The sequence below is a fragment of the Streptomyces sp. NPDC031379 genome, from assembly GCF_055569615.1.
On the sequence record NZ_JBVIIT010000004.1, the window covers coordinates 141,570 to 154,748 of the forward strand.

General features: G+C 71.3%; 9 protein-coding genes and 1 pseudogene. 5 read left to right on the top strand and 5 right to left on the bottom strand.

The genetic code is table 11. The features are described from left to right. Positions 1 to 131: 131 nt before the first annotated feature. Positions 132 to 887, bottom strand: coding sequence for a GntR family transcriptional regulator (locus ACZ5CW_RS07430; protein ID WP_468599232.1), 756 nt, complete (start codon positions 885 to 887; stop codon positions 132 to 134). A 151-nt stretch (positions 888 to 1,038) separates the two neighbouring features. Between ACZ5CW_RS07430 and ACZ5CW_RS07435 the strand changes: the two are divergent. From ACZ5CW_RS07435 to ACZ5CW_RS07455, 5 genes and pseudogenes are all read left to right on the top strand, one after another. Further along, a pseudogene (locus ACZ5CW_RS07435) lies at positions 1,039 to 2,082 on the top strand (replication initiator); the annotation flags it as partial. After that, on the top strand, positions 2,076 to 2,282 hold the full coding sequence (locus ACZ5CW_RS07440; protein ID WP_468599233.1) for a helix-turn-helix transcriptional regulator: 207 nt from the start codon (positions 2,076 to 2,078) through the stop codon (positions 2,280 to 2,282). The pseudogene ACZ5CW_RS07435 and the gene ACZ5CW_RS07440, both read left to right, overlap by 7 nt. Then, positions 2,282 to 3,529: a tyrosine-type recombinase/integrase gene (locus ACZ5CW_RS07445; protein ID WP_468599235.1), complete on the top strand. Its 1,248-nt coding sequence runs from the start codon at positions 2,282 to 2,284 to the stop codon at positions 3,527 to 3,529. Before ACZ5CW_RS07440 ends, ACZ5CW_RS07445 begins: the two co-directional genes overlap by 1 nt. Before the next feature lie 135 nt (positions 3,530 to 3,664). After that, entirely contained in the window at positions 3,665 to 4,186 is a 522-nt protein-coding gene (locus ACZ5CW_RS07450; protein WP_468599236.1) for a hypothetical protein, read from the top strand. 287 nt (positions 4,187 to 4,473) lie between these two features. After that, positions 4,474 to 5,949: a hypothetical protein gene (locus tag ACZ5CW_RS07455; protein ID WP_468599237.1), complete on the top strand. Its 1,476-nt coding sequence runs from the start codon at positions 4,474 to 4,476 to the stop codon at positions 5,947 to 5,949. Between the two features lie 6 nt (positions 5,950 to 5,955). Here ACZ5CW_RS07455 and ACZ5CW_RS07460 read toward each other — a convergent pair whose 3' ends face one another. The 4 genes from ACZ5CW_RS07460 to ACZ5CW_RS07475 form a co-directional block, all read right to left on the bottom strand. Then, positions 5,956 to 7,362 carry a Cys-Gln thioester bond-forming surface protein gene (locus tag ACZ5CW_RS07460; protein ID WP_468599239.1) on the bottom strand — a complete coding sequence of 469 codons (1,407 nt, stop codon included), beginning with the start codon at positions 7,360 to 7,362 and terminating at the stop codon, positions 5,956 to 5,958. Between the two features lie 280 nt (positions 7,363 to 7,642). Further along, positions 7,643 to 8,119 (bottom strand): single-stranded DNA-binding protein, encoded by a 477-nt coding sequence (locus ACZ5CW_RS07465; protein ID WP_468599241.1) that lies wholly within the window; start codon positions 8,117 to 8,119, stop codon positions 7,643 to 7,645. Between the two features lie 469 nt (positions 8,120 to 8,588). Further along, the gene (locus ACZ5CW_RS07470) at positions 8,589 to 11,555 is read right to left on the bottom strand and encodes a YfjP family GTPase (protein ID WP_468599242.1); all 2,967 of its coding nucleotides are present in this window, start codon (positions 11,553 to 11,555) and stop codon (positions 8,589 to 8,591) included. 3 nt (positions 11,556 to 11,558) lie between these two features. Beyond that, positions 11,559 to 13,166 (bottom strand): dynamin family protein, encoded by a 1,608-nt coding sequence (locus ACZ5CW_RS07475; RefSeq protein ID WP_468599243.1) that lies wholly within the window; start codon positions 13,164 to 13,166, stop codon positions 11,559 to 11,561. Positions 13,167 to 13,179 lie beyond the last annotated feature (13 nt).

The following is a 13,179-nucleotide window of genomic DNA, read 5'->3' on the forward strand; positions in this document are numbered from 1 at the left end:
GCGAGGCCCACCAGGGCCGAGTCACTGCACAGTCACAAGCCGCCTATCCCTCGCACGAGTGGCGTCACAGCTTGACCTGGCAGCAGCGCTGCGCGGCTCAGCGTATAGATCACTTACGGGACATCCCTTGGCTAGCGATTAATCGGGATCTCGTACACGATCTCGCAGTGAGCAGCGGGCACCACGATGTCCGCAGTCTCCACGGGCCGCCCCTGGTCGCTGTAGTACGTCCGCCGGATGTGCGTGACGAGCGCGGCCTTCTGGATACCCAGGAGCGACGCCTCCTCGGCGGTGGCCTGCCGCGGCTCCGGCTGCTCCACGGCATGGCTGACGGTGACGCCGATCTCGGCCATGCGGTTCACGACCCCCGCCCCGGCGTGCGGCCCTCCCTCCGGGAGGACGACGAGTGTGCCGCCGGTGAGGTCGTACGGCTCCCAGCTCGTCGACAGCTGCACCGGCCTACCGTCGCTCAGGAACTCGTACGTCGTCCGGACACACAGCTCGCCCTCGGCGATTCCGAGCCGGGCCGCGATGTCCGCGGGAGCCGGCACCTTGGCGTCGCTCCGGCTCTCCCAGTCCCCCTGCCTGCCCACGGCCTTCATGTCCGCTCGGAACGGCGACCCGTCGGGCCGCTCACGCGCCGACGAACGGACCATCCGCACCCGCTGCCGGGGCTCAGCGACGTACGTGCCCGATCCGGCACGGCCCTCCAGCACACCTTGGGAGATCAGCAGCTCCTGTGCCCGGCGGACCACGTTCTCGCCCACCCCGCACTCCTGGCCGATCTGGGTGCGGGAGGGCAGGCGGTCCCCGGGCTCCCATACGTGCTCCGCGATCCGCCGCCGCAGTTCGTCGGCGATGCGGAGATAGGGCGGCTGCTCAGGCATATGGAAAATCTAGTCCACTAGCTCTAATCTAGTTAACTAGCTTCACTGAAAGTGATCGCCGGTGACGGAGGCTGCCCTGTGCCCGCTTCGGGAGTTAGCGCGGCGGCCATCGCTGCCCGGCTGTCTGCCGTCGGGCTCGCCGCGCGGGTGCTGCGGCGCCCGTCACGCGGCCGACGATCCCGTCCTGGGCACCGCCCTGGAACCGGCCAGCTACGACTACGCGGGCGCCGTCCTCTTCAACAACCACGCCGGACAGCTCTGGCAGCGCTTCACCACCCGCCTGCGCCGCGAGATCGCCATCCGCGCCGGACTCACCCGCCGGGAACTCCCCGACCACCTACGCGTCTCATACGGCAAGGTCGCCGAGTTCCAGAAGCGCGGCGCCGTGCACTTCCACGCCGTCATACGCCTCGACGGCCCCGCCGGACCGGACACCCCGCCACCCTCCTGGGCAACCGTCACCCTGCTCACCGATGCCATCCGCGCCGCCGCCGCGCACTCCTACACCTCCATCTCGGTGCCGGCCGCCGAGGACCAGCCCGCCCGCACCTTCCGCTGGGGCACCCAGCTCGACGTCCGCCCGGTCAAGGCGTTCGGCGACGCCTCCGACATCACCGAACAGGCCGTCGCCTCCTACGTCGCCAAGTACGCCACCAAAGCCGCCGAGAACACCGGCTCCACAGACACCCCCGTCCACTGCCGCGCGTGCCGGGGCACCGGCCGCTCCCGCCGATACGACCGCGCTGGCTCCGCGCTCAGCCGCTGCGCCACCTGCCACGGCACCGGCCTGATCGAAGACCTCGCCCGCCTGGACGTCACCGACCACGCCCGCCGCCTCATGGCCGCCTGCGCCCAGCTGCAGCCGCTCTATCCCGACCGCCAGCTGGCCCGCTGGGCCCACATGCTCGGCTTCCGCGGCCACTTCTCCACCAAGTCCCGCAGCTACTCCACCACCCTCGGCGCCCTCCGCCAGGAACGCGCCGACTACCGCGCCGCCCAGGAACGCGAGGCCCTCGGCCTGGACGACGCCGAGCCCGACACCGTCCTGGTCCTGGCCGACTGGCAGTACGCCGGACACGGCCACAGCCCCGGCGAATCCGCCCTAGCCGCCACCATCGCCCGTGACCTCCAGCTCAACCGCGAGACCGCCCGTGAAGCCCTGCGCGATCAACTCACCGACGAAAGGGAATGCTGACCATGGCCTCAGAGCTGCCGAGCCGGTTCCTGACCCCTGAGGACCTGGTCGAGATGTTCGAGCTCCCCAGTGTCGAGACGGTCTACCAGTGGCGCCGTAAGCGCACCGGTCCCCGCGGCTTCCGGGTCGGCCGGCACCTGCGCTTCGACCCGACCGACGTGCGGACCTGGGTGGACACCCAGCTCGGGGAGGCTGCCTGATGGCCGGGCACATCCAAGATCGCTGGTATCGGACCGAGGTCGGATCGGACGGCAGGACCCGAAGAGTGAAGACCGATCGCCACGGCAGCGGCATGCGTTACCGCGCGCGCTACATCGGCCCGGACGGCACCGAGAAGTCCAAGAGCTTTCCCGACAAGCAAAAGCGGCTGGCTGACCAATGGCTGATCAACATCGAGGCCGACATGGCGCGCGGCCAGTACATCGACCCCAGGGCGGCCCGGGTCACCTTCCGCGAGTACACGGAGCGCTGGCTCGGTGCCCTCACGACGGATCTCACCAGCCGTGCCGCTGTGGAAGGCAGGCTGCGCCTTCACGCCCTGCCGTACCTCGGCACACGCCCCATCGGGTCGTTCCAGCCCGAGCACGTCCGCGACTGGAACCGTCAGCTGGAAGACGCCGTTGCCTCGGCCCAGTACCGGCGCCTCATCTTCGACGCGGTGTCCTCCGTGCTGAACGCGGCCGTAGATGACCGTCTGCTGGCCTCAAATCCCTGCCGGGCCAGATCGGTCAAGGCACCCCGTCCCGTGCCGACACGCGTCCATCCATGGACTGCTGAGCAGGTCTTCGGCGTACGGGGTGGCCTCCCTGAGCGCTACAGGGCCATGGCCGACCTCGGCGCCGGATGCGGGCTGCGACAGGGCGAGATCTTCGGACTGGCCGTCGACAACATCGGGGACCTCGGCTGGCTGTACGTCCGCCAGCAGGTGAAGAAGGTTCGCGGCACGCTCGTCTTCGCCCCGCCGAAGCGCGGCAAGCTCCGTGACGTCCCGCTCGACCCGGAGGTGTCGGCCGCTCTCGGCGAGCACCTGGAGCGCTTCCCGCCCGTCGACGTGACCTTGCCCTGGCTGACCCCGACTGGCCCGAAGGTGACGCACCGCCTTGTCTTCACGAGCGGCATCGACGCAGCCATCTGGAGCGAGGGGTTCAATGACCAGTCGTGGAAGCCCGCTCTGGCATCCGCCGGCATCATCCCGGCCGCCGAGAGAGGCGAGCGCTACGCGGCAGCCCGCGAGCACGGCATGCACGCCCTGCGCCACTTCTACGCCTCGGTGCTCCTGGACGCCGGGGAGAGCATCAAGGCTCTGAGCCTGTACCTCGGGCACAGCGATCCCGGATTCACGCTCCGGGTCTACACACACCTCATGCCTAGTAGTGAGACGCGGACTCGAAACGCCATCAGCGTGATGTACCAAGCCGCCGGTCACGCCCGGAGCCAAGCCGCGTAAACGTGCCCAGTCGACGCATCGATGGAATGCCGTGTTCCCGGGCATCATGAGCTTGGCTGTCGACGACACATCCAGTCGAGCCGGGGGGCAGGCATGGATAACGGTCTAACCGCTTTGATCGCTGCGCTCGTTGGCGTGACGGGGACCCTGCTGGCTCCCAGCTTCTCGCAGCGGATCGTCTTTCGGGTTCAGGAACAACAGTTCGAACGACAGCAGCAGGCACTACAGGCCCAGTGGGCGCGCGACAGAGAGGAAACGCGCCTGTCCGAGCGGCGCGCGTGCTACATCGCAACAAACACGGCTTATCGCCGATATCGCATCCAACTCATGAACTACCTATGGGATGTCCATCAAGGCACGGTGACGTCTGCGTGCCGTGATGACCTAGAGGCGGCACGCCATGCCCATCACGCCGCCTTCGCAGAAGCTCAGCTGGTTGCCTCATCCATCGTGCTGGTCGAGTTGGACGCCATAGCGAAGGAACTCGCCCAGGCGTACCGGCGGGTGAAGCGTCTGGAGGAGGGGAATCCGGTGAGGTCGTTCGAGGAGATCGAGCAGGATCTCCAAGAGCTCTGGGACCGATGGAAGCAGATGCGCGGCCTGATGCGAACGTGCCTCGGTGTGGAAGATCCTCCGCCGCGCCTGCCCGCAAGCTAGGGCTGCCAGCGCCTGACGGCCCAGTGACGGCCCACACAGCCCGACACGGCCCCTCATCGGCGGGAAACCTGCTGGTGAGGGGCCTTTTCATGCCCTCTCGTGGCAAGTAACACCCCATCTTGCCTGACCGCCACCCCTGGATGGAAACCCGTTGTGTCCGAAGGCGCTGACCTGGGGCTTCGCTGTCGGCGGTGGTGGCTCGTCCGTCACTGTCGGTCACCGGGGGTGACGCGCCCGGCAGGCCGCCGTTGCGCGGGTGGCGGCGGGGGCGTGGTCACGCTTGACGCATGAGCAACCGTCCTGTCGTTGTCGTCGAGGCCCCGGACGAGCGAGGCCTTCGGGCCGTTCGGGTGCGGGGTGAGATCGTGGGCCGGGTCTGGACGCGGCGCGGGCTGCAGCGGCTGGTCCGCCGGGCGGGACTGCCGGACCTGGACCTGGACGACGCCGGCCAGGTCGCCTGGCTGGCGGGACCCGCCCGCTGGCCCGACCGCCGATGGCGCAGACGAGGCGCCGGTGCCGTGATGGCTCTGGGGCTTCTGGCGTCCGCGTCGGTGCTCTTCCACGTGGGAAGTACGGACTCCTTCAACGCGCTGGCATACGGCGGCCGGGTCGTCGGGGTCGCCTTCCTCACCGCGGCGCTGGTGGAGGCGGTCGCGGTCCTGGCCGTGTGCGACTACTGGGGCAGAAGAGCCCTGCGCTACTCGGGCGCGGCGGTCCTGGTGGGCATCGGCACCGTGACGGTCACGAACCTGATGTTCCTGATCACGCAGATCCAGGGCCGCTCGTACACGCCCTTCCTCTGGTTGTGGATCGCCCTGGCGCTGTGGGCCGCCTGGGCCTTCCGGCTGATGACGCGCCAGAAAGCCTGGCAGGACATTCCGCATCCCAAAGGGGTCGCCCTCAGTGTGGTCGCCTCCGGAGTCGCCGGGATCGCGAGCCTGGCCTATTCGCAAATGTACGTGCCCTACTCGACCCCGGTGAGAATCCCCTTCAGTGTCGCCTTCGGTCATCCCACGGCGAGCCCGGACGGGACCGCTCTTCATGTGCCGGCGCACGTGGAGTTCCGTAACGCGGGATCGGTGCGGATCTATGTCGTCGGCACCATGTGGACGGTCAAGGAATGGCCCGCCGCCTTCACCGAGAAAGGCATCGACGCGCCTGAGTGGAAGCGCGAGGCCTGGTCCTACGACGAAGCGATGAGACACGTTGCCTACTCTCCCTCCCACATGCTGGGCACCGGAAAGTTCGCGGGGCCGGGAGACTGGCTGGACCCCGGTGCCGACCTGTCGCAGGATTTCGTCGTCGACGTGCCGCTGCGCTCGAAGTCCGGCCGCATCGAGATCGACGCGAACGCCTCGTTCATCCGAGCCGACCGGGGCAAGCTCGGGAACAACTACGCCGGTTCGGGCACCACCTCTTGGGACCCGGAATCGGGGAAGCACCTCTGGGACGCTCCCGGCTGGCTCGCGAGTCCCGGTGACGATGTCTACCGCTTCTACTCGAAGATCTATCACAGCAGCGAGATGCTGAACCTGACGCACGCCACCGACTACGCAACCGGCTGGTGGGTCTATCCCCGATGGCACAAGGGCGTCGATTTCGCCGAGGGCGACACCGACCCCTACCTCTCGGTGTCCATTTCACGGGACCCCGAAGGCCTGGAACGCCTCAATGACTCGGAGCAGGAACCGTACGGAATGTCCACTCAGTTCCGCTGGACCGAGCGCAGCCTCGACCAGCTCCTGGAAGCCGCGAGGAAATAGCCCCGCTCAGGCTCCCGGCTGTTCGCGCTTGCGCAGGATCACCAGCACCGCGCCGCCGATCACCACCAGGCCGATGGCCACGCCCGCGATCAGCGGGGTGATCGCGGAGCCGCCGGTGGCGGCCAGGTCGGTGGTGTCCGTGGCGGCGGTGCCGCCCACCGTGGCCGGGCTGGGCTGGTTGTGGATCTGGGTGGTCTCGGTCGTGATCGTGCCCTGCGTCCGGCAGTCGAGGACGCCGGTGAAGCGGTGGCTGAAGCCGTTCGGGCCGGTGATCGTGAAGTCGTAGGCCTGGTCTTCCTGGAGCGGGACGGTCACCGTGCGGGAGGCGCCCGCGGGGATCGTGTGCTCCGCGCCCATCAGCGCGAAGGTGAACGGCTTGTCACCCTTGTTGGCCGCGATGATGTCCACCCCGCCCTTGGCGCAGTTCTTCCGCGCCGACACCGCCGGTATGGCGCCCTTGGCCGCCCAGGAGGCCGTCGCCGTCGCGGAGACCGTGGACTCGCTGGAACCGGCCAGGATCTGGGTCTGGCTACGACTGTCGGAGGCGAAGGCACGGCCCACCGGCACGGTGGTCGACGCCTGCAGGGCCAGCTGGGCCGTGCCGTCCGCCGCGCCCTCGGGGATGTCGAAGTACAGGCGGCTGCCGTCCTTGGCGGAGGTGAGCACCTTGCCGGTCTTGTCGATGATCCGCACGCCACTGGTGGCCGCGTCCGTCGGCGGGGTCACCGTGACCGCGCCCGCGTTGGTGTGCACGGTCACCGGTCCCAGCAGGTCGCCCGGCCGGCCGGAGACCGCGGGCGGGTCCAGGGTGAGCGAGGCCTGCGGCTCGCCGAGGCTCCGGGCGCTCTTCTCCAGGTAGTCGGCGAGCTTCTCGGCCTGCGGGTCGACGGCGTCGACCTTCGCGCCGTCCGAGTAGCGCCAGATGGCCACCTGGGTTCCGGCCGCCGCGTCCTGCTCGGTGAGCGTGCCCGCGCCCGCCCGCCGTGCGAGCGCGGCGAGATCGTTGACCTGGGGGTAGGAGTTCTGCAGGATCCAGCGGATCTTGCCGGCGTCCTTGTTGGCACCCAGCGAGGTGCCGCTCCAGGGCGTCTCCTGGTACCGGGCGTCGCGCCGGGTGGGATTGTGGAGGTCGACGCAGTACGTCTGCAGGGTGCCGCCGCCGTCCACGGACATCTCGAACAGTCCCGCTGACACGCGCTGATCGCCGCCGTCCGCGTGGATCACGGCCTCGCCGTAGGTCTTGAGACCGCCGATCGTGGCCGTCGCCCCGCCCTGGGTCTGCGGGGTCTCGACGGCCACGGCCGTACCGGCACCGGACAGCACTCCGGCCGTCACGAGGCCGGACGCCGCGGTGGCGGCGGCCAGGCGGGCCGCTCCGGCGGACCGGCAGAACCCAGAGAACGCAGCAAGCACAGAATTCCCCTTCGAGCAGGACCCGTTGGTCGTGGGGGACGGTCCCACCTGCAGAATCGGCAGCCCCAAGGGGCACGCCCGGCATCTTATGGATCAGGCGACGCCTCACCCGCCGATCGGATCATCCGATGGCCGATCCGATCCGCAATCGTTATCGCGAGGGCGGTTCATGAGCTGGGCTTATCGACAAATCCACCAGTTCGTACGGGCGTTCGGAGCTGAGTGCCCGACAGACCGGGGTCCCGGCCGGGGCGCCGTCGGTCGTGCATCTGCTCTGACGTCACGTCACCGGCACTGGTTCCGCGTCCCGTTGCCCGGGCACGCCGTCCGGGGTGTCCCCGGCGCGCGGTGTCTCCCAGTTCGGCTCGGGCCGGGCGGCCGCCGGCGACGCCTCCGGTTTGGCCGCGCGGTGGAAGACCGCGGTGCCGCGGGACAGATCGTGGCCGATCGCCACGGCGTCGATGTCGGCGGACGCCCACTGCTGCTGGCCGTCGCGCACGTCCGTGCGCACCTTCAGCCGGCCCTGGACCACGACGGGCTGGCCCACCTCCACCGACGCGGTCACGTTGACCGCGAGCTGGCGGTTGGCCCACACCGTGAAGAAGTTGGTGTGTCCGTCCGTCCAGGCGCTCTTCTCCCGGTCCCAGTAGCGGGCGGTCACCGCCAGCCGGAACCGGGCCGACGGGCCCGCCGGCAGTTCGCGGTACACCGGCGCGGTCGCCACGTTGCCCACCACGCAGACGATGGTCTCGTTCATGTCCTCGCTCCCCTCCCCCGGCCGGTCTCCGCCGACCGGGCGGACACGCGTACGGGCCCTTCCCGTACGGCTGCGTCTGCCGTGCCGGCGCGTACGACTGCCGTACGTGCCCGCACGTCCCGCCGACCGCCCGCGGCCCGGCCCGCCGTCTCTTCGGCCGGACCGCCGTGCGATCGCGTGGATTCAGACTGCCTCCGCCGGGCCGGGCCCGCTGAGCGCTGTGGACGACCCCTCACCTGGGGAAAACCCCGTCACCCTCACGGGTGACACCCCTCCCCCTACCGCTTCGCCCCCCACAGGGCCTGCTGCCGCAACCGCGGCAGCGCCGGTCTCCGAGTGACCCGCATCCGATCCGGCGCCGGTCTCCGTTCTCCGGTCTCCGAGAGACCCACCCGGTGGGGCGCCGGTGTTCGGGAGGCGGGTGGGGCGCCGGTCTCCAGGAGACCCGCGCCCGGTCCGGCACCCGCTCTCACCCCACCCCGGCCCCGCTCTGCACGACGCGTCCGTACTGCTCCCGCACCTCCCGGTACCGCAGCAGCTCCGAAGCGACCGGATCGAGGACCCGACCCCGGCCGCAGCTCGCGGCGGCCTCCCGGAGTCGCCGTTCCGCCTCCTGGCCGTAGCGCCGGGCGGGTCCCCTGGCGGCCATCCGGCAGCCCCACTCCACCAGCGGTCCGCCGATGATCCCGCAGATCATCAACAGCACCGGAACCCCCAGGTTGGGGCTCATGACACCGGCGATCTGGCCCGCCAGCCACAGGCCGCCCACGATCTGCAGCAGCGTCATCGACGCCTGGACCAGCACCGCCACCGGCCACCAGCCCGGCCGGGGCGGACGGCCCGGCGGCAGTCCGGCCCGCTCGGCCAGTTCGTCCAGTGCCTCCGACAACCCGTGCGAGCCGCGTACGGCCGCCTCGCGCACCGCCTGCGCCCAGGGTGCGGGCAACCCGCCCGAGGCCCGGTCGGCCACCGTACGGACCGCCTGTTCCACGCGCTGGCGGGCCGTGGCCTCCTCGTCGGCCTGCGTGCGGACCGGGATGCGGCCGGTGGTGCGTTCACCACGGTCCTGGCACCAGCGCCACAGCCGCAGCCACGGAGTTCCACAGGCCCGGTTGGCGTTGCGCAGCCAGGCGCGCTCGGCCGCCTCGCCCGCCGCCGTGGCGCCCACCGCGTCCGCGAGCCGCGCGGCGAACTCCTCGCGCGCCTCCTCGCTGAGGCCGACCCGCCGCCCGGTGGCGTAGACGGGCCGCAGCTCGGCCGCCGCGGCGTCGACGTCGGCCGAGACCCGGCGGGCCGCGGCGCCGCGCTCCGCCACGAACTCGCCGAGCGCCTCGCGCAGATCGCCCACGCCCTCGCCGGTGAGGGCGGACAGCGCGAGCACGGTGGCGCCGGGTTCGCCGTACTCGCCGAGCGCGACCCCGTCTTCGTCCAGCAGCCGCCGCAGGTCGTCCAGGACCTGGTCGGCGGCCTCCCCGGGCAGCCGGTCGACCTGGTTGAGGACGACGAACATGACCTCCGCGTGCCCGGCCATGGGCCGCAGATAGCGCTCGTGCAGAACGGCGTCGGCGTACTTCTCGGGATCGACCACCCAGATCACCGCGTCGACCAGCTTGAGGATCCGGTCGACCTGCTCGCGGTGCTGTACGGCGGCGGAGTCGTGGTCGGGCAGGTCGACCAGCACCAGCCCGCGCAACTGCGCCTCGGCCTCGGCGCTCTGCAGCGGGCGGCGGCGCAGCCGGCCCGGGATGCCCAGCCGGTCGATGAGGCTGGCCGCGCCGTCGCTCCAGCTGCACGCGATGGGGGCGGCCGTGGTCGGGCGCCGGACGCCGGTCTCGGAGATGGCCACCCCGGCGAGGGAGTTGAACAGCTGCGACTTGCCGCTGCCGGTGGCACCCGCGATGGCCACGACGGTGTGCCGACCGGAGAGTTTGCGACGGGCGGCCGCCTCGTCCAGGACGCGGCCCGCCTCGGCGAGGGTGCGGCTGTCCAGGCGGGTACGGGAGAGCCCGACGAGTTCGCGCAGGGCGTCCAGGCGGGAGCGCAGCGGGCCGTCGTACGCCAGCGGAGTGGGGTTGTGGCTGCCCGGGCTGCGGCTCGGCGTCTCCAGGGCGGCCGCGTTGGCCTCCGTGACACGCCGGGCGATCAGCCCGTCACCCCAGGGTTCCCCGGAGTCGGGGTCGACGTCGGCGCCGGCCGCCGCGTCCTCGGCGGAACGGGATGTCGACGCCTCCTCGGCGGAGCGCCGACTGGGCGTCTCCTTGGCGGGGCGCTGCTTGGATGCCTCCTCGGCGGAGCGCTGCTTCGACGCCTCTTCGGCGGGCCGGGATTGCGGCGGCTCCTTGGTGAGGCGCGCTTTCGGTTCTTCCTCGCCGGTCCGGGATTGCGGCGGCTCCTCGACGGGCCGGGCCTGCGACGGCTCCTCGGTGGTACCCGCTGGGGCTTCTTCCTCGGCGGACCGGGACTTCGACGCGTCCTCGGTGGAGCGGGCCTCCGGCGCGTCCTCGGTGGAGCGAGCCCTCGGCGCGTTCTCGTCGGTACGGGGCTTCAGCACCTCGCCGGTGTCGCCCGGATTCAGCGCCCCGTCGGTACTGCCCGGCTCCGGCGCCTCGTCGGTGTCGCCGGGCTTCGGCGCGCTGCCGGTGTCGGTGTCGCCGGGCTTCAGCACGTCCTCGATGGGATGAGACTGCGGCGCGTCCTCGATGGGATGAGACTGCGACGCATCCTCGGTGGGACGGGGCTGCGGCGCGTCCTCGGCGCTGCGGAGTTTGGGCGCGTCCCCGGCGTCGCGGAGCTTCGATGCGTCCCCGGCGTCGCGGAGCTTCGATGCGTCCCCGGCGTCGCGGAGCTTCGGCGCGTCCTCGGCGGGACGGGGCTTCAGTGCCTCGTCGGTGCTGCCGGGTGTCGGCGCGTCCTCGGTGAGACGGGACTGCGGTGTCTTCTCGTCGGTGCGGGGCTTCGGCGCCTCCTCGGCGGGGCGCGGTCTCGGCGTGTCCCCGGTGTTGCGGGGCTTGGGCGTGTGGGGACGCGGACCGGTGCCCGCGACGGCGCTCATCCCATGCACCGGCCGGACCTGATCCACGCTCCGGTCCGCCATGAGCATCCGCTTCACGCTGTCACCGGCACCATCGGCATCAGCGTCACCGTCCCGCTCACCCTCACCACCGACATCGCTCCTGGCGATACCCGGCATCGTGGCGGGCCGTTCCCACGCCGCCGTGCCCCCGTCGTCCACGCGCGCGTGCCGGCCGCTCTCGTCAGCGACGGCAGCGGTGCCGGCATCACCGAACGGGCCGTCACCGCGCTCGCCGGGCCGCACCACCCCCGGGCCCGTCTGGTCATGACGCTTCATGGGCCCGGCCCCGGTGTCGCTGCCGTGCTCCATGCGCCCCATGTGGTCGGTGTGATCCGTGTGGTCCTGGTCAGTGACTGCGGTCACCGGTCACCTCTCCTTCTGCAGTACCGACAGCGCGGCGATGAGTTCGGCCTGGGGCTCGGGATGGACGTCCAGGGCGTCCAGCGGGGCGAGGCGCCGCTCGCGTTCGGCGAGCATGACCCGGTCCACGTGCTCGTTGAGCAGGCGTCCGCCCCGGTCACGCAACCGCAGCGCGCCGTGCGCGCCGAGCCGCTCGGCGAGCCCCTCGCCCGCGTTGCGGGCCCGGCGCCCGCCCAGCAGCGCGGTGGCGACCAGGGCGGCGACGATCTCGGAATCGGGCACGGCTGTGCGCTCCAGGTCCCGCGCCTCTTCCTCGGCGTACTCCTCCAGCTCGCGCCGCCAGCGCCGTACGGCGACACCGATGCGGTGCTCGGCGCGCTCCAAGGAGGTGTCGCGGTCGGCGAGCCCCGGGGCGTCCGCCGCGGGCTCGCGCCGCCACATCTCGTCGATGCGCTCGTCGGCGGCGGTGACGGAGCACAGCAGCAGCGCGGCCAGGCTCTCCACGAGCGCGTCGAGGAGTTCGCCGGCGGTGCAGTCCAGGGGGAAGGCACGCCAGCGTTTGAGGGCGTCGCCGGCGAGGACCGCGCCGGACTGGAGGCGGCCGCGCACGCGCGCGTGCTCGAGGTCGTACGCGGAGTCCACGGCGGCGGTGAGCCGGAGGGAGGCCGCGTACTGGGCAGCGGCGGCGCTGGCCAGCTCGGGCATGCGGGACTTGAGCGAGTCGAGGATGCCGTGGGCCGTGCGGGCCATGACGAGCTGCCGGGCGGCGGGGTCCTGGGCGTGGTGCACGAGCCAGCTGCGCAGGGCCGCGACGGCGGTGGAGGGCAGCAGCCCGGCACCCCAGGCGGACTCGGGCAGCTCGGGCACGGTGAAGCGCGGTACGTCGCCGAGTCCGGCCTTGGTGAGCAGGGCGCCGTACTGCCGGGAGACCTCCGAGACGACCTGGTGGGGGACCCGGTCCAGGACGGTGACGAGGGTGACGTCGTACTCCTTGGCGGTGCGCAGCAGGTGCCAAGGGACGGCGTCGGCGTAGCGGGCGGCCGTGGTCACCATGATCCAGATGTCGGCGGCGCAGATCAGTTCGGCGGCGATGACACGGTTGTCGGCCGCCAGGGAGTCGATGTCGGGGGCATCGAGGAGGGCGATGCCGGGCGGGAGGGTCTCGACGGTTTCGACGCGCAGCACGCGCCCGGGGTTCTCGCCGGGAACGAGGAGGTCGTCGACGGGGTCCTGGTGGGGCGTCCACACTCGGTTGAGTGTGGGCAGCACGCGCGTGGCACTGAACCAGTGATGATCCTCCGGATGGCAGACAAGGACCGGGGTCCGGGTCGTCGGTCGCAGTACGCCCGCCTCGCTCACCCGCCGTCCGACGAGTGAGTTGACGAGCGTCGACTTGCCCGCGCCGGTGGAGCCGCCGATGACGGCCAGCAGCGGAGCGTCGGGCTCTCGCAGCCGGGGCACGAGATAGTCGTCGAGTTGTGCGAGGAGTTCGTCACGGTTGGCACGCGCGCGTGGGGCCCCGGCCAAGGGCAGCGGAAAGCGTGCGGCGGCGACACGGTCGCGCAGAGCGGAAAGTGTGTCGAGCAGCTGGGGCCGTACGTCCAAGGTCACCACATGCGAAGAATGC